A 22,087-nucleotide genomic window follows, 5' to 3' on the forward strand; every position below is an offset into this window, starting at 1 on the left:
AAATATAAATATGAGTCAGTTCTTTTATATCCACCCTGATAATCCGCAGAGTCGGTTGGTCAATCAGGCTGTGGCGATCATTAAGCAGGGTGGTGTTATTGCCTATCCGACCGATTCAGGTTACGCCCTGGGATGCCACATCGGTGATAAGGCGGCGATGGAGCGGATCTGCCGGATCCGTAATATTGATAAAGCCCACAACTTCACCTTGATATGTCGTGATCTGTCAGAGTTGTCGTTGTATGCGCGAGTGGATAACTCCGCCTATCGCCTACTAAAAAATAACACGCCGGGGGCTTACACCTTTATTCTGAAAGGGACTAAAGAGGTACCTAAGCGCTTACTCAATGCAAAGCGAAAAACTATCGGTTTGCGGGTGCCGGACCACATCATCACCCAGGCTTTGTTGGCGGCGCTGGATGAGCCGATTATGTCGACCTCGTTGATCTTACCTGGAAACGATATGGCTGAATCTGATCCAGAGGAGATCCGTGATCGATTGGAAAATCAGCTGGATCTGGTCATTCATGGTGGATACTTAGGCGAAATGCCGACGACTGTGGTTGATCTCTCTGAAGATACTGTCGAGCTATTGCGTGAGGGAGCGGGTGATCCCACACCGTTTCGCTAATGGCTGAATCGACAACCACCATTCACGAACCTGCGGTACCTGTGCAGCAGACTTTACCACTCGCCAAAGTACGTGGCGAAGTGATGTCAGAGGCACCGCTTGATCTCTATATACCTCCTGAGGCGCTAGAGGTATTTCTTGATGCGTTTGAGGGGCCGTTAGATCTGCTGCTCTATCTTATTAAGCGCAAGAAGCTTGATATTCTAGATTTGAATTTAACAGAGATCACCGCGCAATATATTGAATATATAGAATTAATGCAGGATATGAAGCTGGAGTTGGCAGCCGACTATCTAGTGATGGCAGCGTTTTTGACCGAGGTGAAGTCACGCTTGTTGTTACCTGTTCGCGCCAGTGATGAAGAGGATGAGGAAGATCCTCGGGCGGCGTTGATCCGCCGCTTGCAGGAGTATGAGCGTTTTAAGGTTGCGGCACAGGAATTAGATACCTTGCCTAGAGATGAACGGGATTATTATCAGGCAGCGGCAGAGGCGCATGAGTTAGCTCAGCCGATGAAGATTGAGCCTCAGGTGTCGATGGCTGAGCTGTTCGTGGCATTTACCGACGTGATGAAGCGTGCCAGTGCATTTGAGCACCATCAGGTACAGCGCGAGGCTTTAAGTACCCGAGAACGGATGAGCATGATTTTGGAAAAAGTGAGTCGCCAGCATTTTACGCCGTTTGATCAGCTGTTTGAGATCGAAGAGGGCCGTGCAGGTGTCGTTGTCACTTTTCTAGCCATTCTGGAGCTGGTAAAAGAATCGATGTTGGATCTGGTGCAAAATGCTGCTTTTCAACCTATCCATGTAAGAGCTGCAGGGGGCGTTGATAGTGCGGAAGATTAATGACGAACAGCTGAAACAGTTGATTGAAGCAGCGCTGTTCGTGGCTGATAAGCCTTTAACAGCAAAAGCGCTGCTTGAAGGTGTGTTGTGTGAGTTTACCGTGTCAGGTAAACGGGTAAAAGCAGTGATTGACGCGCTGGTGCTGGACTATGCGCCACGGGGGATCAATTTAGTTGAGGTCGCCAGTGGCTGGCGCTTCCAATCTGCAGAAGTTATTAGCCCCTGGTTAGGACACCTATGGCCGGAAAAAACACCACGGTACTCGCGGGCGCTAATGGAAACCCTCGCGCTGATTGCTTATCGCCAGCCAATCACACGCTCCGAGATTGAAGCGGTACGTGGTGTGACGGTCAGCAGTAACATCATACGGACATTGTCGGAACGACAATGGATTAAAGTGGTAGGACACAAAGAAGTACCGGGGCGCCCGGCGCTTTATGCTACCAGCAGGCAGTTTTTAGACTATTTTGGGTTGAAATCACTTGAACAGTTGCCAGCCCTTGAGGAGAATCCGCTCTCCGACGAGCCGGTTGATGCGCAAATGCTCGAGCAGGTTGAAAAAACGTCGAATCCACAAGAGGTATTAGAGGCATGAGTGAGAAATTGCAGAAAGTCCTGGCGCGGGCCGGTTTGGGGTCTCGTCGTGAGGTAGAGCAGTGGATCGCTGCAGGCCGAGTGAGTGTTGACGGCGATGTCGTTGAGCTAGGCACCCGTGTAGAAGAGGATGCCAAGATACGTGTGGATGGCAAACTGATCAGAACCACACCGGCAGAAGAAACCACGTGTCGTGTGATCATGTACCACAAACCGGAAGGTGAGGTATGTACCCGCAATGATCCGGAATCACGCCGCACTGTGTTTGATAACTTGCCAAAGATTGGGGCTGGTCGCTGGATCGCTGTTGGCCGTTTGGATCTGAACACCAGTGGATTGATGTTGTTCACCAATGATGGGGAACTGGCTAATCGCTTAATGCATCCGAGCTTTAAAGTGGAGCGTGAGTACGCTTCTCGCGTGTTTGGTGATGTCTCTGACGATAAACTTAAGGCGTTGCGCAAAGGTGTGATGCTGGAAGATGGCAAGGCCAAATTTGATAAGATCCAAGTGAAGGGTGGCGAAGGCATTAACCAGTGGTTTTATGTCACCTTAAGCGAGGGGAGAAATCGAGAGGTGCGCCGTCTTTGGGAAAGTCAGGAGCTTAAAGTGAGTCGCCTGATCCGTGTTCGTTACGGTGCATTGACCTTGCCAAGAGAGTTACCACAAAGTACCTGGCGCGAGTTGTCGTTAGAAGAGGTGAACTATCTGCGGGAAGAGGTGCAATTGCCGAAAGAAGATCGCAGTAAGCCCTCAGTGAAATCAAGGATTGGTGAACAGGAGCGTCTGCGTCGGGTGCGTCGCAGTGTCTCTAAACATCGTTCACAAGCGCATCGCCGAGTACGCCGTCGCTAACCCGCTTTTGAACGGGAAAAATCAAAAAAAAGGCGCCATCTAAGCGCCTTTTTTATGATTTATTATCAGGTTATTTGGGTTGAGCATCAACGGATTGGCCATGAATATCTTGGCTATCGGGGCCCATCAAATAGAGATAAGTCGGCATGATCTCTGCTGGTGTTTTGAGTTTGTTGGCATCTTCCCCCGGATAAGCGGTAGAGCGCATACTTGTGCGGGTTGCACCGGGGTTGATTGCGTTAACGCGAACGTTGGTGTTGCTCAATTCATCAGCCAAAATCTGCATCATCCCTTCAGTGGCAAACTTGGATACTGCATAACTACCCCAATAGGCGCGTCCCTTTTTGCCCACCCCAGAGCTAGTGAATATCAGTGCTGCGTCATCGGCCTTTCTTAATAGGGATAACAGTGGTTTGGTCATCATCATCTGAGCGGTCACATTCACCTTCATCACGGTTTCCCAGCTGGCTAGGTCGATCTGCTCAAATGGACTGAGAACCCCTAACATACCTGCGTTGAGTAAGACGCCATCCAAGCGGCCAAACTGCTCTTCTATAGTGGTCGCCATATCGATGTAGTGCTGTTCTGTCGCGCCCTGCATGTCGAGGGGGACGATAGCAGGCTCCGAGCCATTGGCGGCAACGATAAGATCATAGGTTTGTTCTAATTTGCTGACTGTCTTTCCTAGCAGGATCACGACAGCACCATGGCTGGCGTAGGTGAGGGCAGCTTGGCGACCAATACCATCGCCAGCGCCTGTTACTAGAATAACGCGGTCTTTGAGTAGGTCATTTGCTGCTTGATAATCCAACATCTTTGTTTTCCGTTTTGTCTGCTTCGGGTCGGCAAGACGCGCATTTTACCTTCCCCTGTGTGCTATCGCGACCTTTTTACGAAATTGGGATCTCAGTAACATTAAACAGGTGTTTGATGTAGCGATATTGTAACTCTTACGTTACCTTACAAACTGGTAGGAGCAGATCGCCCCAAGTGCTGATCTGTCGAAACCAAGCTCAGTATACCGAGCCATAACTATAAGAAAGGACCTTGGGGAAAAGCATGAGAAAACTAATAATAACCCTGGCCGTTGCATCCGCGTTGGCTGTAACCGGTTGCGACGATGAGTCACTGGATGATGCGCGCAACGATGCGGCGGGCACTCCAGTCATTAATGCTTCAAAAATATCTTATGATCCTGCGAATGGCGTTTTGCCGGTACCAAACGATCTGCTTTATACCGACACCACTGACGGTACATTAAACATCCCTGTTACCGATCCATCTGATTTGAGTAACCCGCAGGTTGCTATTAATGCCTTGGACGGTTGGAGTACAAACCAGCCGTTTGTCATCAATGTGATCACTGATGGTGATGTAACCTTAGACCCAGCCTCGGCTGCCGCGCCTGGTGTGGTGAGAATATACGAAACTGTGTTTGGCGGCCCGTTAGCGCCTCCTGAGTGTGCGGAAGTACCGACAGGTGCCGCTTGTATGGTGATAGCAGAGCTTGCATTTGGTACTGATTTTATTACCTCATCGTCAGGTAACCAGCTACTTATTATGCCGCTCGCACCGCTGAAGGCGAAAACCGGTTACTTGATTACCACGACTTCTCTGCTGATGGACTCAGAGTCCCGTCCTGTGCAAGCCTCGTCGACTTATACCCTGGTAAAACAGGATATTAATACTTTACCGTTAGGCTCGCCTTCGCAGTTACTGCTGCAAGGAGCGGTCAATAGCTATGAAAATGCGATCGCAGCGTTTGGTGTTGATACCAGTGTAATCACATACAGCGGTGCTATGACGACGCAATCAATTGAGGATGTTTCAGCGTTAAATCGTCTAACTATGGCCGCTGACCCTGCGACCACCCCTGTTTTGATGCCTCCAGCGATGACAGGACTTACGGTTGCTGATGCTCTTGTTGGATTGGGTATCACAGATCCCAACACTTTGGCGGTCGCCTCAACTGCGTTGCTGGCGAATTCGACTCTCACTAATGTGCCGTATTACCTTGAATTTCCGAATTTCGGTAATTGTGACCTGACTGAACTGGCGACAACATCACAGTGTGATGCGATTAACTCTCATTGGTTGGCCGCAGGTGATAGCCCCATTACTATTCTAGGGGCTGTTCAGTCTGGCGCACTACCGCCAGAAGCTGTTCTCGCCAGTTGCCCCGATGCCGACTTGTCTAATGCTGCCTCTTTAGTAGGTTGCGAGATAAAAGACGCTGAAGGTAACCCCATTGGTTTGGATCCTGAACGTAACCTCACCAAGTACAACCCGTTGGCAGCCCCTACCGAGATGCAAACGCTGGATGTGTTAGTGACCTTGCCTGATACCTCTGATGTTGCTAACGGTGTACGAGCAGCATTGGGTTTACCTGCAATTACTGCGGCGCCAGCGGCCGGTTGGCCTGTTGTTGTGTTTAGCCATGGTATTGGTGGTGCGAAAGAACAGAACTTAGCGCTTGCAGGTAGTTTTGCCCTACAGGGATTGGCAATGGTATCCATAGATGCACCATTGCACGGCTCCCGTGGTTGGGATGCGGATATGAATGGGGTGTTCGAGATTAGTGCCAGCTCAGGCATGATCGCGTTTGATCCTGTGAAGTATGCAAACGCGAATGTCTTGTTATACGTAAAGTTAGATAACCTGCTGACGACCCGTGATAACTTCCGCCAAAATATAAATGACCATTTGGCGCTGCGTATGGGCTTTAATTCATTAGCTCAAGTAGCCCCTGGGGTGTTTGATCCGACAAGAGTTTCGATCAGTGGTGTCTCACTGGGAGGTATCAACACTGTATCAACTGCTGCTGTCGGTGGACTGCCGCTGATTGATCCAACGACAGGCAGCGAGTTACCTCCTTACTACGCCTTTAGCACTGTCATGCCAAATGTTCCCGCACAGGGCTTGGCTGGTGTGTTTGCCTACTCAGAAACCTTTGGCCCAGTTGCTAAAGCGGCGTTTGTGGAAAGCGATAGCTTTAAACAGGTGCTGTCTGATGCAACAGGCTTGAGTCTCGAAGAGTTGGCGGCACTAGAGGCCAGTGATCCCGATGCTTATCAAGCGCTAGTTGATCAGGTGTATCCTACGTTTATTGCTCAATTTGTTTTCGCTGCTCAGACGGTGATCGATTCTTCTGACCCGGTGGGCTACGCGCCAATTTTGGCAGGGCAGGGTGCGTCTGTGTACTTGGCGGAAGTGGTTGGTGACACTGTATTGCCAAATGACAATTCCGCATTCGGTTTGCCGTTGTCCGGTACCGAGCCTTTGATCCGCGTATTGGGTTTGCCAGGTGTTGATGCGACAGTGACAGGAGCACCTGCAACAGGCGCGGTACGTTTTATCGATTCTGCCCACGGTAGCGTGGCAGATCCGACAGTGAATCCGGCAGCGACCGTTGAAATGCAGACTCAGCTAGCTGTCTATGCTGCCAGTGGTGGCGCGATGATCTTAGTATCAGATCCATCAGTTGTGCAGCCTGTGATGTAGTTTGTAACTTTTTACAATTGCAAAGGCCCGGCATTAGCCGGGCCTTTTTCTATTTGGTATCTTAGGCACAAATAAGCGATATTGAAGCACGATCCAATTCTCTGAGTTCAAATGTTTAGTTAAGGAAGTCGATGGAATTTTTATATGAGTATGGTCTTTTTCTGGCCAAGGCAGTGACGCTGGTTATAGCCATTGTTTTAACCGTTGTTGGAGTGGTTGCCGCAGCGGCGTCAGCGAAAGGCAAGGATAAGAAAGGTCACTTGGAAGTGACTGATTTGAGCAAGCAGATAAGTGAGCAGCTGACTGACCTGCAAGAGAAAGTACTCTCTAAGCCAGCCCAGAAACTGTTGGAGAAAACCCACAAGGCTGAAGCCAAGGCGCAGCAAAAAGCGGTTAAAAAAGCCGAAAAAGAGGGTAAAGAAGATACCCATAAGCGCGTTTTTGTTATCGATTTTAAAGGCAGTATGGACGCACGTGAGGTCGATTCGTTACGTGAAGAGATTAGTGCGGTGCTATCTATTGCCAATAAAGACACTGATGAGTTGTTGGTACGCTTGGAAAGCCCTGGCGGCATGGTGCATGGCTATGGTTTGGCGGCGTCACAACTGGCACGGGTTCGCACTGCTGGTTTACCTATGACAGTCGCTGTCGACAAGGTCGCGGCCAGCGGTGGCTATATGATGGCGTGTGTGGCTGATAAAATTCTTGCCGCTCCATTTTCGATTATTGGCTCTATCGGTGTTGTTGCGCAAATGCCTAACTTCAATAAGCTATTGAAGAAAAATGAGATTGAGTTTGAGCAACACACTGCTGGTGAGTTTAAACGAACGCTGACTATGTTCGGTGAAAATGATGACCACGCCCGTGAGAAGTTCAAGCAGGATTTAGAGGAGATCCACGAACGCTTTAAATCATTCATTGCTCAGTTTCGTCCTGCGTTGGATTTAGAGCAAGTTGCTACGGGTGAGCATTGGCTTGGCGGGCAAGCGCTAGAGCTCGGACTGGTGGATGAGATCGGTACGTCTGACGATTACCTGTTAAACGCAGTTAACACGGCCGATAATCAAGTGTTTAAAGTACAATATGCAACGAAGAAGAAGCTGTCAGAGAAGTTAGCCAAAGGTGTTGCCCATGGTGTCGATGGTGTTTTGGCGCGATTTTATGATCGTCTAAATGCAGGCAAATTTAGCTAATAGTTTTTGTTTAGAAAGAAGAAAGGCTGCCATCACAGGGCAGCCTTTTTATTTTAACAACGAAGAAAGAAGGTTAGCGTTCTAAATGCACCTCTTCCTCTGCTAAACCTGCTTCAGCGGCATGGTAGCGTTCTAAATCCATTTGCTTTTCTGACTTTCCTACGACGCATGTAACCATACAATCGCCAGTTACGTTGACTGCGGTGCGGGTCATGTCTAACAGCCTGTCGACACCAATGATCAATGCGATCCCTTCAACCGGCAGCCCTACCTGTTGTAACACCATCGCCAGCATAATCAAACCGACGCCGGGAACGCCCGCGGTACCAACAGAGGCGAGGGTGGCAGTTAATATCACCATGAGGTAGTCACCAAGCGTCAGATCCATACTAAACACCTGGGCAATGAATACTGTGGCCACCCCTTGCATGATCGCTGTGCCATCCATATTGATGGTAGCCCCCAGAGGTACAGTGAAGGATGCCACCTTATTCTTGACGCCTAGCTTACGAGTGACAGTCTCCAGTGTTACTGGAATTGTCGCGTTGCTAGAGCTGGTCGAGAAAGCGAAGAGCACGGCATCACGCATCTTTATTAGAAAAGTCACCGGACTAAGCCCTGAAAGTGCTTTTAGAAGAACAGGGTAGGTAATTAGGGCATGAATAAGCAGCGTACCGAACACCACGAGAAAATATTTCATTAAATTGGCTATCGTTGAGAAATCTTGCACGATAAATAGTTTAGCCATTAAGGCGTAAACGCCATACGGGGCTAAATTCATAAGAATGCTGACCAATTTCATAATGACCGCATTTAAATCTTCGAAAACATTAGCCAAACGTTGTCCGGCTGGACCAGCAATCGCCATTGAAATGCCAAAAAGCAGTGCAAAGACAATTATTTGCAACATATTTCCTTCGGCCATCGACTTAATTGGATTTGAAGGGAATAGATTTATAAACACTTCACTTAAGGTTGGTGCTGCTTTTGCGTCAAAGGTTGCACCGCTGGTGAGGTTTACGCCTTCGCCCGGTGAGATAAGCAAAGCGATACCAATCGCGAGGCTGATAGCGATAGCGGTTGTGACCAGATAAAGGCTAATGGACTTGAAGCCTAGACGCCCCAATGTCGAAGCATCACTTAGGGAACAGGTGCCGCATACTAGAGAGACAAAAACGAGAGGGACAACCAACATTTTTAAACTGGCAACAAAGATCTTGCCAATTACATCGAATAGACCATTGGTGAAATAATGGTCAACAAAAGTGCTTTCGGGAAAAATATTGCGTAATAAAACGCCAGTTAATATTCCCAAAAACATACCAATAAGAATTTTCGTGGTCAGGCTATATTTCACGGTTTGATTAAGCATAAATATCTATGAGTCTGGTTTTGATCACAAAAATTAGACTAACAGCTACTTAATGCCGATTAAACCACGTTTTCTGTTAATCACATGTTGCTCACATGTTTGCCTAGCCCTAACATAGGCGAAATTGAGATTGTTGTATTTTGCAGTATGTCTATCCAAAAAGAGATGGATAGCTTCTAGGGAGACAAAGATGAGAACGATGGCCCGCAAGAGCTGGTGGATATTGCTAGCTTCTTTATTTTTAGCTGCGTGTGGCGGTGGTGATTCGTTGGAGCCTACGGAGGACCCAGTTGACCCAGTCGATCCAGTCGACGCAATTATTGATATCGAGCTTAGTTTTTGGGATTGTCCAGATCCTAACGCTAATTCAATTGATGGTTGTACTGAAACCGATTCACTCAGCATTGGTAGCCCCGCGGTTATCTATGTGCAGATAACAAATGACAGTGAGACCGGAACAGTTGATCGTCAATTGGTGACGGTCAGTTCAGATAAAGGTGTGCTTAGCCCTGAAGATGGCAAAGTACTTACCAACTCATCAGGTGAAGCCTTTGTTAGGATTTTGGCGGGCTCCGATGAAGGTTTAGCGACTATTGATGCTGACTATGACACAGCGACAGACCAAGATTTTTTGGAGATCGGCAGTGCTAATGTTGCGTTAGATATAAGTACTACGTTAGGGGAAGATGAAGAGCTAGTTGATGGCGCAACCCTTGCGGTGACAGCTGAAGTGACATCTGATGGTGCTGCATTTGATACGCCTGTCGTCGTCACCTTCTCATCGGCTTGTGTTACCCAAGGAACAGCTAGTATTGATACCGAGGTAACTGCTATTGGCGGTATAGCCACTGCTACTTACCGCCCTGAAGGTTGCCTTGCTCAAGATACTATTTCTGCAAATGTGACCGTAGGCGCAAATACCGCGACGGATACAGTCACTATTCAAATTGCAGAAGCGTCGCCAGCAGGAATTGAATACTTTGGTGCTGACCCTGACTACATTACACTGAGAGGGTCAGGTGGACAGACTGTTTCTGAAGTGACCTTTATCGTTAATGATGAGTCTGGCGCGCCATTACAGGGAGTAGATGTTGATTTTGCGCTATTTACTGCGGCTGGTGGAACTGCGATTCCAGCAGAGAAAATGACTGCTCGATCTGACTCCGAAGGTAAAGTACGTACCTCTGTAGTTGCCGGTACGATTCCTGGCTCCGCTCGTGTGCAGGCGACGTTAACGACTGAAGCTGGTACGGTTTATTCTGCGGTTTCGGGTTTGTTAAGTATTGGTAGTGGATTACCGACTATTGATAGCTTTTCCCTCAGTTTATCTCAGTACAACCCTCTGGCTTGGACGGTTGATGGTGTGGAGGTTGACGTAACTATTCGCGCAGCTGATCACTTTGGTAACCCGGTTCCTGATGGCTTTGCAGTTTCTTTTGTCAGTGAGGGCGGGGCGATTGAACCCCGTTGTCAAACTGAAAATGGTGCATGTACTGTTAAGTGGCGAAGCCAGGATTTCCGTCCTGATGATGGTCGAGTAAATGTTATGGCCTTTGCTCAGGGGGAAGAAAGCTTTACCGATATGAATGGTGACGGTCTCTTTACCTCTGCGACTGAGTTCTTTATCGACGTTAACGTGAACGGTGTTTACGACGTAGGTATTGATATTGTTCCTGATTTACCAGAAGCTTTTGTTGATGCAAATGAAGACGGTGTCCGTGGCGAAACCGAAGAGTTCATTGACTATAACCAAGACTTAACTTACCAAGGTAATAATGGACAGTTTAACGGCCAGCTATGTAACGGCCAGGACTGTACCACTGACTTGTTAGATGTTTTTACTGAGAGAACGATACAAATGGCAGACCGCGGGGCGCTTTACGCTTTTGTATGTGGTGATGAGCTTTGTACGTTGGCAAATCAATCAGCAACTTACGATGCTGATGGCAACCGATATCTGCACGCTTTTGATGGTGCAGCTGATCTCTGTATTTACGAGGAGTACACCACGGTTGAAGGCGGCGTGATGAGAACGCCAATGGCCTTCGCTACGTCTGTTAGCTATAAAGCAAATGATCCGGTGGAGATAGTAGGGGGCGCGAGTGATATTCAAGAAAATACCAACCAGGTGATCCATGCCGATGCAACGAACGTGATTGTCCCTGCTAGGGACATAGATACGGAAGGTTGCCCATCGACTGCGATGTTTGATTTTGGTTATAGAGGAACTGGTACGGTCGAGGTCACTGCGGAATACAGTGATGGCTCAGGCGCCTTTTGGGTTATAAATGTGAACTAATACACTCTACTATTAAATAAGGCGCCAATATGGCGCCTTATTTTTTGTGCTTGTATTTTGGTATATATTTACGATTGAAATCGATAGACAGCTCCGAGATTCAGGATATTAGTTAATCCATTTAGGGCTTCCCGGCTCTCGGTCAATAGCGCTGGATCAGCCAAGTCAGCGAAGCTCAGTTGATCACGATAATACTTATCTGCCCATTCATTAAGCTGTGCGAACAGTGTGTCACTGATCAAGCATCGCTGGTTTACTGCGGCTAACTCTTGTTCGCTTAAAGCAACTCTGAGCCTTAAACAAGCCGGTCCACCACCATTTTGCATACTTTGTTTCACGTCGAAGTAATGGACCTGCTTAATAGGTGTGCCACGAGTAACTAACTCACTTAAGTAAGCGTGCACAGCTGGATGTTCTTGACATTCGGTAGGGGCAATAATTGCCATGTCACCGTTAGCTTGGGTGATGATCTGAGTATTGAATAGATAGCTTTTGATGGCTTCTTGTACGGAAACTTCGCTCGTTTTCACTTCTATCAAATAAAGCGATGAGTCACCGAACTTGCTTTTTATCTCTTCGATAACGAGGCTTGAATTGGCAAACGCTTGTTCATGGTAAAACAACACGTTACCGTTACCAACGGCAATCACATCATTATGGAATACACCTTGATCAATGACGTCGGGGTTTTGTTGAATGAAAAGTGCATTGCTTTCATTCAAACCATGTAAGCGCGCCACTGCCTGACACGCTTCCAAGGTATGGCGTGCTGGAAACTTGCTCGGTGCTGGTTTGCTAAGATCTGTGGCATGCTTACCAAATACAAATAATTCTATTCCTGCTGTTCCATAATCACTACACAATCGTGTATGGTTTGCCGCACCCTCGTCACCAAATAGATCGTTGTCTGGTAGGTGTTGGTGGTGGGCAAAGTGCTGCTCAGAGTCGAAGATGCGTTGTAAAATACGCCCTGTTGTCGTCGGCTCTAGTGAGCGGTGGAACTTGTTCGCTAAGTTGGCAGGCGTAAAATGTACGCGTTTATCTGCTGTGTCTGCACTGGGTGAGACGGTGGCTGCATTAGCTGTCCACATGCTGGAGGCAGAGCAGCATGCCATCAGTAATGCTGGCGCTTGTTTCGCGGCTTGTTGGATCACCTGAGCATCACTGCCTGAAAAACCTAAGCGACGAAGGGTATAGACGTCAGGACGCTCCTGAGGCGCAAGAACGCCTTGTGTCATACCCATATCATGCAAGGCTTTCATTTTGCTTAGACCTTGCTTGACCGCGGCTCTGGGGTTAGAAACTGCTGCGGCATTGTTGAGTGAAGCGACGTTGCCAACGGAAAGCCCCGCATAGTTGTGGGTTGGCCCAACAAGGCCATCAAAATTAGCTTCTACGTATTTCATTAAGGCTCCGGAGTTATGGGGCTGTGTTTTTATTGTTTTTTTGAACTACCGCCCGATTATAGTGAAAACATCGCGGTAAACCTATGGTGACCCGATCGACAATATGACCTATTTGTGTCGATTGATGTTGACAGAAATGCATCTGACGGGTTAACCCTCTATATATAGAAGTCCAATGGTGGACGATTGATGACAGGAAAGTATGTCTAAATCACTGGTAATTGTAGAGTCTCCAGCCAAGGCGAAGACTATTAATAAGTATCTGGGAAACGAATTTGTCGTTAAGTCCAGTGTCGGTCATGTACGCGATTTGCCCACAGGCAGCAAAGGGCGCGCGCCCGCGGAAAGGCAGTCAACAAAAGGTTTGTCTGCGGAAGAGAAGGCGGAGTTAAAGAAAAAGAAAGATTATAAAGCCTTAGTGACGCGGATGGGAATCGACCCGAAAAAATCCTGGGAGGCGCACTATGAAGTGCTGCCGGGTAAAGAGAAGGTCGTCAACGAGTTACGCAAGATCGCCAACTCTGCCGACACTATCTATCTGGCGACGGATTTGGATAGAGAAGGGGAAGCGATTGCTTGGCATTTGCAGCAGATTATTGGTGGCGAGCCTGAGCGATATCGTCGTGTCGTGTTCAATGAGATCACCAAGAATGCGATCCAAGAGGCTTTCTCAAAACCTGGTGAGTTAAATGTTGATCGTGTTAACGCCCAGCAAACCAGGCGTTTTCTTGACCGCGTTGTTGGTTTTATGGTGTCGCCGTTGCTGTGGAAGAAGATTTCACGGGGACTATCCGCTGGGCGAGTGCAATCTGTTGCCGTACGTTTGGTGGTCGAGCGTGAGCGCGAAATTAAAGCTTTCGTTCCAGATGAATACTGGAATATTCATGCCAATACATTGACGAAAGCCGGAGCACAGCTTCAGCTTGAAGCGGCCAAATATAATGGCAGTAAATTAGTTTTAGCCGATAAAAAGGCCACTGACGCCGCATTGGCTGCGTTGAAGCCCGCTGATTTTGTCGTTTCGGAACGAGAAGATAAGCCGACAACCAGCCGTCCGTCAGCGCCGTTTATCACCTCGACTCTGCAGCAGGCGGCTAGCACGCGCTTGGGCTTTGGTGTGAAAAAGACCATGACCATGGCGCAGCGTCTTTACGAAGCGGGTTACATCACCTACATGCGAACGGACTCGACCAATTTGAGTCAAGAAGCGGTGGCTGCGGCGAGGGAGTTTATTTCCGAACAGTACGGTGAGAGTTACTTACCGGGCAAAGCGCTGGCGTATGGGAGTAAAGAAGGGGCTCAGGAAGCGCACGAAGCGATACGGCCTTCTGAAGTCACTCGCGTTGCCGATAGTCTTGGTGATATGGAACGTGATGCCGTTCGCCTGTATGAGTTGATTTGGCGTCAGTTTGTTGCGTGTCAAATGGTACCTGCGAAGTATGACGCTTCCACTATCCGTGTTACTGCAGCGGGCTACGAGCTTACTGCAAAGGGACGTACGCTGCGTTTTGATGGTTGGACTCGGGTTCAGCCACCAGCTGGTAAGAAAGAGGATGTGGTACTGCCCAGCGTTGCTGTTGGCGATATGTTGGCGTTGCAATCTTTGGATCCGAGCCAACACTTTACTAAGCCTCCGGCGCGCTTCAGCGAAGCATCTTTAGTAAAAGAACTGGAAAAAAGAGGGATCGGTAGGCCGTCAACCTATGCATCGATTATCTCGACGATCCAAGATCGTGGTTATGTACGTGTCGATAAGCGCCGTTTCTATGCCGAGAAGATGGGCGAGATCGTTAATGACCGGCTGGTTGAGAATTTCTCTGATCTGCTTAATTTCAGCTTTACGGCTGAGATGGAGGATAGGCTGGATGAGATCGCTTCAGGCCAACAAGGCTGGAAGGAAGTACTGGATCAGTTTTATGCTGAATTTAAAGAACAATTAGATAAAGCCGAGTTGCCCCCGGAAGAGGGCGGGATGCGCCGTAACGAGATGGTGCTGACAGAGATTGAGTGCCCAACATGTTCTCGGAAGATGGGTATCAGAACAGCATCCACGGGAGTGTTTCTAGGCTGTGAAGGTTATAACCTGCCGCCAAAAGAGCGTTGTACGACGACGTTGAATTTGGTGCCCGGTGATGAGGCGGTTGCCATAGACGCCGATGATGAAGCGGAAGCGCAAGCGCTCGTTGCCAGAAGGCGTTGTGGCAAGTGTGGCACGTCGATGGATAGTTATTTGCTTGATGAACAGCGAAAGTTACACATTTGCGGCAATGCGCCAACCTGCGATGGTTTTGATGTAGAAATAGGCCAGTTTAAGATTAAGGGCTACGATGGTCCGGTCTTAGAGTGTGATAAGTGCGGATCCGAAATGCAGCTGAAGTCTGGCCGATTTGGTAAGTACTTTGGTTGTACTAACAGTGAATGTAAGAACACTCGTAAGCTGCTTAAATCAGGGGAAGCGGCGCCGCCGAAAGAAGACCCTGTGCAACTGCCTGAGCTCAAATGCGAAAAGTCTGATGCACATTTTGTACTTAGAGATGGGGCTGCAGGAATATTTTTAGCTGCCAGCACATTCCCTAAATCCCGCGAGACTAGAGCGCCATTTGTTGATGAGCTACGTCGTTTCCGTAGCCGTATTTCGCCGAAGTTCCATTATTTGGCTGATGCGCCAGCAACCGATGATAAAGGGAATCGTTCGTTGGTACGCTTTAGTCGAAAGACGAAGACTCAGTATGTTACCAGTGAAGTAAACGGTAAACAGACGGGGTGGATGGCTGTGTACGAAGATGGTAAATGGCGTGAGCAAACTAAAGCGCCTGCAGCCAGAAAGAAGAAATCTTCGTAAGGGGACGAGGGGCTTTGGATGCCCCCGTTCGCATCGCTAGATATTTAGATAATAAAAAAGCGGGCTGATTAAGCCCGCTTTTTTATGTTCATTTCTTAGCTTTGCCGGAGGGTTACCACTTTTTCTTCGGCTGGAATAACACGTCGAGATCGTCTTTCTCTTGTTCTTGACGTTTTGATATTTGCTGGTCACTCTCTTTCTTAACCGAGTTAGCAATATCTTCAGATAGTCTGTCGACTTCAAGGATCTTCTCCCTGATATATTCATCGGGGTTTGTCTGGTTATGCAGCAGCCTTTCAGCCTTATCCAGAAGCTCGCGTGCGGAGCCAAATTGGCGGAGTGCTCGAGCAGCAAGCGCTCTCTTAAGTGCATTTTCGACACTTATTTTTAGTTGGATACGGTCGAGGAACTTTTCCTCTTTGGTGAAGGTTGAAGGATCTATACGCCCTTTGTTGTGCTCTGAACGCAACACCAAACGTAACTTTTTGATCCCCTGAACAAACTGAACAGCGACTTTCTCGCTGTCTGGGTAGTTAAATGAAGCTTCATCAGGCTCAGTAAATTCTTTATTTATCTGCGCTATTAATGACTCTAACGCACGCATCCGCTTGTTTATCTCAATACTTTCAGAAGAGACCTCTAGTAAAGCGTTTAACGCCTCAATATTGCGTTTGTAAAGCATCAAAGTGACATTTTTGGTCATAGGCAGCTTAGATGCGTAGCTGAGCAACTCTTCCGTTTCGTCGATAATTGCTCTTTGTCGGGCTAATTCGGCACGTCTCTCAGCTTCTACTTTCTCTTTGTGCTGCTGAATCACGTTAACGCCGATCACCAGCAACAGCAGGATACCTATCAAAACTATAACGATGGTAAAGGTCATGATTAAGCCCGATTTAATTGTATGGGTACTAGCCCGGTTACTTTAACGAAATTCAAGAGATTAGGGTAGCTTCAAGGTGAAAACACTGCCGTCCGAATCGCTTTTATTCTTTAGTTCTATGTTACCACACAGATCGCCCCGTTTATGTGCGGCAGCAATCAGTCGTGCGAAGAAGAGGCCTAACCCCGTTCGCCCAGTTTGAATATTGAAATTGTCTTGAATAGGCTGGTTTAAGGTTAGCATCTCATCTGGATAACCTCCTCCATTATCAACGATTTGCATCACAAGGTAGCCATTTTCTTCCTGTGCTTTGATTTCAATTCTGTTCTTTGTGTAGCGCATCGCGTTGACGAGGACGTCATTGAGCAAGGATCCAATCAGATCCTGATCGAGATACCAGGCGAGATCTGACTCGATATCAAGTTCCACATCAATTTTGCGGGAGCTGATATAGAGTTGATTTCTGGATATTAGCTCTTCGACCAGATCTTCAATAAAAAACTCTTCGATATGCAGGGGTAACTGTTGTTGATCAGCGCGGTACAAGGCGAGCAGGTGGAGCAGATCACCGTTAAGTCGCGACGCTTCATAATGCAAGTTGGCAAGCTCAGGCCCATATTTGGGGTTTTCCTCAGTGATCTGCATCGCCAAAGTATCTAAGGATTGGATGAGCATGCACAGGCTGTTCTTCATGTCATGAACACTGGTTGCTAGCACTGATGCAAAATCAATGCTCGGTTTGTTTGCTGTGGTACTCATTCGCTCTCTCTTAAATTGGCGTAGCGTTGGATAAGCTGCTGCACTTTACCTGCTCTCGCATCGCTATCGGGCAGCCTTCTGCTTAAAGCTAAACAGCTTTTGCAGGTCAGCTTTTCGTTTCTTGTAAGTGTGGCTGTTTCTGCATGTTTCAGCAGTGCTTGCGCTAAATTAATCGCAATAGTAATGCTATTGGGGTGCTGTTGATGAGCGGTGTTGAAAAACCGAATAGCTTCTTTGAAGTTACCTTTTTTATACGCCTTCAATGCTAAGACATTGTCGGTGCACTTTTCTTCCGTTGAGTTTGCCACGATGTTTATTTGCGTCGCTATTGCTTCCTGCATTTCGGTTTCTTTTAGTTGTTTGCACACATCACTGATCTGCGTGAGGAAGGAAGTTTCTTGGATGCAGTTGAGTGATGGTAATAGCTCTTTCTTTAACCGCTGAAAGCTCTCTTTAGCCGCGGCGTACTTCTCTTCGAGAAGCGCGGCTTGGGTGCGGGCAAGCGCGATGGACCAGAGCATAAGCATTGATGAGGGGTATAGCTTCTGGTCTTCTTTGAGCGCAGTCTGGAGTTCGGCTACTACTTTCTTTTTGTTTAAGCCACTGCTTGTTTGGATTTTTTTGAGTAACACCTGTTGTCGTTGGATAAAGTCATCAGGGGTTTTCAATGCGGATGTTTTAGCCAATTTTGTGAGTAACCTGAAGTAACGTAACTCTCCATCAAGGTCACTGTTCTTTTGTGCAAGTCTGATAGCGTTACGCAACCGGCACAGGCTTCTGGGGCTGAGTTGGATAGCCTGCTGCAGTGCGGCTTGTGCGTCGCTCAGATCGCCACTCATCTCTAATGCTCGCGCTTTCAAATCCCATGCTTGCACTGCGAGTGGGTTAGCCTCTAAAAGTGGATCTAGAGAGGTTAGGGCTTCTTCTGCTTTATTTTCTGCTAAGTCACATTCGACCAAGCCAAGCTGTGCCCAAAGCAATGGCCGAGTCTCTACAGCAGCATTAAAAATATGTCGGGCTTCAGTCCATTTATGCTGAGCAACATAGATCTCTGTGAGATATCTAAGGCTGGTGGCTCTGGCTTTTGGCTCTGTTTGAATCAAGCGATTTGCTAGTTGTTCAGCGAGGGGGTAGTTCTTCTCATCTAATGCTTTGAGCAGCGGCGAGAGTAGCTGTTTTTTTGCTAGCAGCCTATCGATACGTGTATGTAAGGTCGTTTTGGTAAATGGTTTTGTAAGGTAATCGTCTGGACGACACTCTAGTGCCCCCATCACCATATGCAGTGAATTCTCGGCCGATGCCATCAGATAAAGAGTATCTCGCCGTAATATCCCTAACTGGCTAAGCTCTTCCAACAGTTGCTGACCATCTTTGCCATCGCCTAGGTTGAAATCAGATATCACGACGTCGTGACGATGCTCACTGTAGAGCTCAAAGGCGTCTTCAGCGTTACTGGCTAAGTCAATCTGCTTAGCACCAAACTCTTCCAGCATCTTCTTGACGGTCATGCGGAACTCAGAAAAGTCATCGATGACCAAGAATCGTCTTTTCGAATAACGTTGGAAGTGTGCTGTCATTGAGTTGGCGTTTGCCAACGGCGGTACTCCCTTGAATGTTTAGCTAAAGGATTGGTCAAACTGACGTGATCGTAAAGTCAAATGAGCAGTATTTGAGGGAGAGATAACGGTTTTTTATTAAATTTCACTGTCATAGCGGCGTTTATGACATAGAATTTTAAATCATGATGGCAACAACCATGTTTGGCGGGCAATGAAACTACAGCAATTGCGTTATATCGTAGAAGTGGTTAACCACAACCTGAACGTTTCAGCGACGGCAGAGAGTTTATATACCTCTCAGCCAGGCATTAGCAAACAGGTACGAATGCTCGAGGATGAGTTGGGTATTCAAATTTTTGGCCGCAGTGGCAAGCACCTCACTCACGTGACACCTGCTGGGCAAGAGGTGATGAACATTGCCACCAGCATATTATCGAAAGTTGAAAGTATCAAAGCGGTCGCCCAAGAGCACACTCAACCGGATCAGGGGGTGCTTAATATCGCCACCACCCATACTCAGGCTCGATATGCCTTACCTAAGGTGATCAAAGGCTTTATGGATCGTTACCCTAAAGTGTCGTTGCACATGCATCAGGGAACGCCAAGCCAAATTAGCGAGGCCGCAGCCAAAGGGGAGGCGGATTTTGCTATTGCGACGGAAGCGTTGCACTTATATCACGATCTTGTGATGTTGCCTTGCTACCATTGGACGCGAAGTTTGGTCGTACGACCTGATCACCCTTTAGCGCAGTGCAAAGAGTTGACGATAGACGAACTCGCTAAGTATCCATTAGTGACGTACGTGTTTGGATTTACCGGACGCTCTGAATTAGACACGGCGTTTAATCAGGCGGGTATTTCTCCTCGCATCGTATTTACTGCGACTGATGCTGATGTCATAAAAACCTATGTACGTTTGGGGCTTGGGGTTGGCGTGATCGCGACCATGGCAGTGGATGAAAACGATGATAAAGACTTGGTTGCTTTGGATGCCAGCCATTTATTTGAGCGCAGCACTACTATGATTGGGTTTAGAAAGGGGACTTTCCTGCGTACCTATATGTACGACTTTATCGAGCGCTTTGCACCGCATCTAACCCGAGATGTTGTTGAACACGCGATGTTGATGCGAAATGTTGAAGAGGTTGAACGGCTATTCTCCAATTCAGAATTGCCTGTTCTTTAAAAGGGGCGCTCCGTTAGGTCGGTGCATTTAGTTGCTTGATTAGGTCCACTAGGATGTGGGCCGTCATCCCCCAAATCAGTCCGTTTGACGAGTAGCTGCCGAATATCTCTAGTTGCTCATTGTTTATTGCGACTGTCTCCCCATGGAAAGCGTGTGGTTGAAGAATTTCCGATACCGGTAAGGAAAATAGTTCTGCTACTTCAACTGGATCGGGTGAAAATTGGTCGTGACTCAGCATGCCTAGAAAGGGTTGAACGAAAAATCCAGTGCGGGTAATACGTGATGGTAAGACACCCAGAACCTTGATAGTCGATGCTGATATTCCTAACTCCTCTTCTGTTTCACGTAACGCCGTCGCCATTAAATCTGTATCACCGAGCTCCCGTTTGCCGCCGGGAAAGCAAATTTGATTTGGATGATGAGGTATATCATCGGGCCGTCGGGTAAATACGATCTGCAATTGGCCATCAACCAATTGTAAAGGAACGAGAACCGCCGCTTCGATTTCACCGTTGTAGCTCTGTGAGGGCGGCGGCGGATGGAGTAAAAAACGGTTGAGTAGTGCTTCGAGTTTCATCTATGTGTCGTCAGCCTGAGAGGGAGACTTTGTCTCGCTAAGAATGGGTAGGATCTTAGCCAGCTTATCGAGAGTTTCCTGATACTCCTCATCACAATGAGAGTCTGCGACTAAGCCCCCGCCGCCCCAACAGTACATCGTCTGTTTTTCACCGATGAGTGTACGAATAGCGATATTGGTATCCATACGTCCGCATGCACTTAAATAGCCAATGGCACCGCAGTATGCACTGCGCCGATGAGGCTCAAGCTGTTCAATTATCTCCATGGCGCGCACTTTGGGGGCGCCGGTAATTGAGCCTCCGGGGAAGGCGCCTTTGAGCAGGTCGTAACAGTCAGCGTGATCAGCAAGTTCAGCTTCTATGGTACTAACAAGGTGGTGTACGGCAGGGAAACTTTCGACAGCAAAAAGGCTCGGCACGCGAACACTACCGGCGGTGGCCACCTTACTCAAGTCATTACGTAATAGGTCAACGATCATCAGGTTTTCTGCCTGATCTTTTTCCGCAGTTAGTAGGTCATTCACTGCTGCTTCATCTTCTGCGTCGCACAACTTACGGCGACGAGTCCCCTTAATGGGCTTCGTTTGAATACGGCCATTGTCGAGTAGCAGCAGGCGTTCAGGTGATAAACTGATTATCACTGTGTCAGGTAGTTTAATGTACGCTGAAAAGGGGGCGTTATTTGCTCTGTGTAATTTTTTAAATGCTTGCCATTCACTGCCTTGATAGTGCGCGTGCAGACGCTGGGCGAGGTTGATTTGATAACAATCCCCGCTGCGTAGAAATGACTGCACCTGATGGAATTTCTCAGCATAGGACTCGGGCGTCATATTAGAGTGCCAGTCGCTGATCAATGAAAATGGTTGCAGTTCAGAGGCTGCCTGGTTCGAAGATAAGTAAAGCTCTTTAGCTTCTTCGAGACCCGCTGCCGACCAAGCAAACGCTGTTACTTTTCCGCTTTGTTTGTGGCGAATCAGCCCTTTGTCATATAAGCCCAAAGCAAGATCCGGCAGTGAAATATCATCGATTGCGGTGTTCGGGAGCTTTTCGATGTAGCGACCCAAGTCGTAACTAAAGTAGCCCAGCCAACCGCCACAAAATGGCAGCTCACAGGATGGTAGCTCGGGCATAAATTCCTGTTGTAAGCAGCGCATCGCTTCAAATGGCTCTGCCGGACACGGGATATCGGCGCCTGTATTACTGGTTGCCTGACTACTGCCATTCTTGGCGATGAGTACGAGTCTGGGTGAGAACACGGCGATGTCGTATTGGGCATCTGTGTGGGATGAAGTGCCAGAATCAAGCAGCATCGACCATGGACGCTCAGCAATTGTTGAGAATACTTGCAGTAAACTATCGGCTTCGCCGGTAAAGTGATGAAGATGCAACAAATTATTCACTCTGGATCTGTTAAAACGTGCGCTAAACGGGGTAGTTTGGTGTCGCTACCGAGAGTATCATATCTTCAGAACCCCGTTATATTTGGCTGGATAATACCCTTGTCTAGCCGTGTAAAGAATCGATAGCCATAAAAATATAAAAGCGGCAATGTTGGAATGTGACCGCCAAACCTGCGAGGTAGCATAC

The 22,087-nt window shown here is 47.9% G+C and carries 17 protein-coding genes; 9 read left to right on the forward strand and 8 right to left on the reverse strand.

Annotated features, from left to right (window positions below):
* Positions 1-10: 10 nt before the first annotated feature.
* Genes EZV61_RS16245 through rluB form a run of 4 tightly spaced genes read left to right on the forward strand, consistent with a single transcriptional unit; the run spans position 11 to position 2,925 of the window.
* The gene (locus EZV61_RS16245; RefSeq protein WP_114337982.1) at positions 11-631 is read left to right on the forward strand and encodes an L-threonylcarbamoyladenylate synthase; all 621 of its coding nucleotides are present in this window, start codon (positions 11-13) and stop codon (positions 629-631) included.
* On the forward strand, positions 631-1,476 hold the full coding sequence (locus EZV61_RS16250) for a segregation and condensation protein A (protein WP_114337983.1): 846 nt from the start codon (positions 631-633) through the stop codon (positions 1,474-1,476). Before EZV61_RS16245 ends, EZV61_RS16250 begins: the two co-directional genes overlap by 1 nt.
* Complete coding sequence (gene scpB / locus EZV61_RS16255; protein ID WP_114337984.1) at positions 1,463-2,071, forward strand: SMC-Scp complex subunit ScpB; 609 nt, start codon at positions 1,463-1,465, stop codon at positions 2,069-2,071. The genes EZV61_RS16250 and scpB overlap by 14 nt, the downstream gene beginning before the upstream one ends.
* On the forward strand, positions 2,068-2,925 hold the full coding sequence (gene rluB, locus EZV61_RS16260) for a 23S rRNA pseudouridine(2605) synthase RluB (protein WP_114337985.1): 858 nt from the start codon (positions 2,068-2,070) through the stop codon (positions 2,923-2,925). Before scpB ends, rluB begins: the two co-directional genes overlap by 4 nt.
* A 70-nt stretch (positions 2,926-2,995) precedes the next feature.
* Here the strand turns inward: rluB and EZV61_RS16265 are convergent, their stop codons facing one another.
* On the reverse strand, positions 2,996-3,739 hold the full coding sequence (locus EZV61_RS16265) for a YciK family oxidoreductase (protein WP_205695404.1): 744 nt from the start codon (positions 3,737-3,739) through the stop codon (positions 2,996-2,998).
* Positions 3,740-3,984: 245 nt separating this feature from the next.
* Here EZV61_RS16265 and EZV61_RS16270 point away from each other — a divergent pair, with 245 nt between their 5' ends.
* Both EZV61_RS16270 and sohB read left to right on the forward strand, forming a co-directional pair.
* A complete protein-coding gene (locus tag EZV61_RS16270; RefSeq protein WP_131417006.1) occupies positions 3,985-6,426 on the forward strand; it encodes a VolA/Pla-1 family phospholipase in 2,442 nt (813 codons plus the stop codon).
* A gap of 131 nt (positions 6,427-6,557) precedes the next feature.
* Positions 6,558-7,619 carry a protease SohB gene (gene sohB, locus EZV61_RS16275; RefSeq protein WP_131417008.1) on the forward strand — a complete coding sequence of 354 codons (1,062 nt, stop codon included), beginning with the start codon at positions 6,558-6,560 and terminating at the stop codon, positions 7,617-7,619.
* A gap of 73 nt (positions 7,620-7,692) precedes the next feature.
* Here sohB and EZV61_RS16280 read toward each other — a convergent pair whose 3' ends face one another.
* A complete protein-coding gene (locus tag EZV61_RS16280; RefSeq protein ID WP_114337988.1) occupies positions 7,693-8,991 on the reverse strand; it encodes a dicarboxylate/amino acid:cation symporter in 1,299 nt (432 codons plus the stop codon).
* 190 nt (positions 8,992-9,181) lie between these two features.
* Here EZV61_RS16280 and EZV61_RS16285 point away from each other — a divergent pair, with 190 nt between their 5' ends.
* Entirely contained in the window at positions 9,182-11,290 is a 2,109-nt protein-coding gene (locus EZV61_RS16285) for an Ig-like domain-containing protein (protein ID WP_131417010.1), read from the forward strand.
* A 68-nt stretch (positions 11,291-11,358) separates the two neighbouring features.
* Here EZV61_RS16285 and astB read toward each other — a convergent pair whose 3' ends face one another.
* Positions 11,359-12,696: an N-succinylarginine dihydrolase gene (gene astB / locus EZV61_RS16290; protein WP_131417012.1), complete on the reverse strand. Its 1,338-nt coding sequence runs from the start codon at positions 12,694-12,696 to the stop codon at positions 11,359-11,361.
* A gap of 202 nt (positions 12,697-12,898) precedes the next feature.
* Here astB and topA point away from each other — a divergent pair, with 202 nt between their 5' ends.
* Complete coding sequence (gene topA, locus EZV61_RS16295) at positions 12,899-15,538, forward strand: type I DNA topoisomerase (RefSeq protein WP_130565861.1); 2,640 nt, start codon at positions 12,899-12,901, stop codon at positions 15,536-15,538.
* Positions 15,539-15,650: 112 nt separating this feature from the next.
* On the opposite strand, the gene EZV61_RS16300 is transcribed toward topA, so the two are convergent.
* Genes EZV61_RS16300 through EZV61_RS16310 form a run of 3 tightly spaced genes read right to left on the reverse strand, consistent with a single transcriptional unit; the run spans position 15,651 to position 18,772 of the window.
* Positions 15,651-16,418, reverse strand: coding sequence for a DNA repair protein (locus EZV61_RS16300; protein ID WP_130565860.1), 768 nt, complete (start codon positions 16,416-16,418; stop codon positions 15,651-15,653).
* Between the two features lie 60 nt (positions 16,419-16,478).
* Positions 16,479-17,177, reverse strand: coding sequence for a sensor histidine kinase (locus EZV61_RS16305; protein WP_130565859.1), 699 nt, complete (start codon positions 17,175-17,177; stop codon positions 16,479-16,481).
* A complete protein-coding gene (locus tag EZV61_RS16310; protein ID WP_131417014.1) occupies positions 17,174-18,772 on the reverse strand; it encodes a tetratricopeptide repeat-containing response regulator in 1,599 nt (532 codons plus the stop codon). Before EZV61_RS16310 ends, EZV61_RS16305 begins: the two co-directional genes overlap by 4 nt.
* 175 nt (positions 18,773-18,947) lie before the next feature.
* On the opposite strand from EZV61_RS16310, the gene cysB reads away from it, so the two are divergent.
* Positions 18,948-19,922 carry an HTH-type transcriptional regulator CysB gene (cysB, locus tag EZV61_RS16315; protein WP_114337995.1) on the forward strand — a complete coding sequence of 325 codons (975 nt, stop codon included), beginning with the start codon at positions 18,948-18,950 and terminating at the stop codon, positions 19,920-19,922.
* Positions 19,923-19,935: 13 nt separating this feature from the next.
* Here the strand turns inward: cysB and EZV61_RS16320 are convergent, their stop codons facing one another.
* Positions 19,936-20,499 carry an NUDIX hydrolase gene (locus EZV61_RS16320; RefSeq protein ID WP_131417016.1) on the reverse strand — a complete coding sequence of 188 codons (564 nt, stop codon included), beginning with the start codon at positions 20,497-20,499 and terminating at the stop codon, positions 19,936-19,938.
* A complete protein-coding gene (pabB, locus tag EZV61_RS16325) occupies positions 20,500-21,900 on the reverse strand; it encodes an aminodeoxychorismate synthase component I (RefSeq protein WP_131417018.1) in 1,401 nt (466 codons plus the stop codon).
* Positions 21,901-22,087 lie beyond the last annotated feature (187 nt).

Source organism: Corallincola luteus (assembly GCF_004336975.1).
Classification (GTDB): Bacteria; Pseudomonadota; Gammaproteobacteria; order Enterobacterales; family Neiellaceae; genus Corallincola; species Corallincola holothuriorum.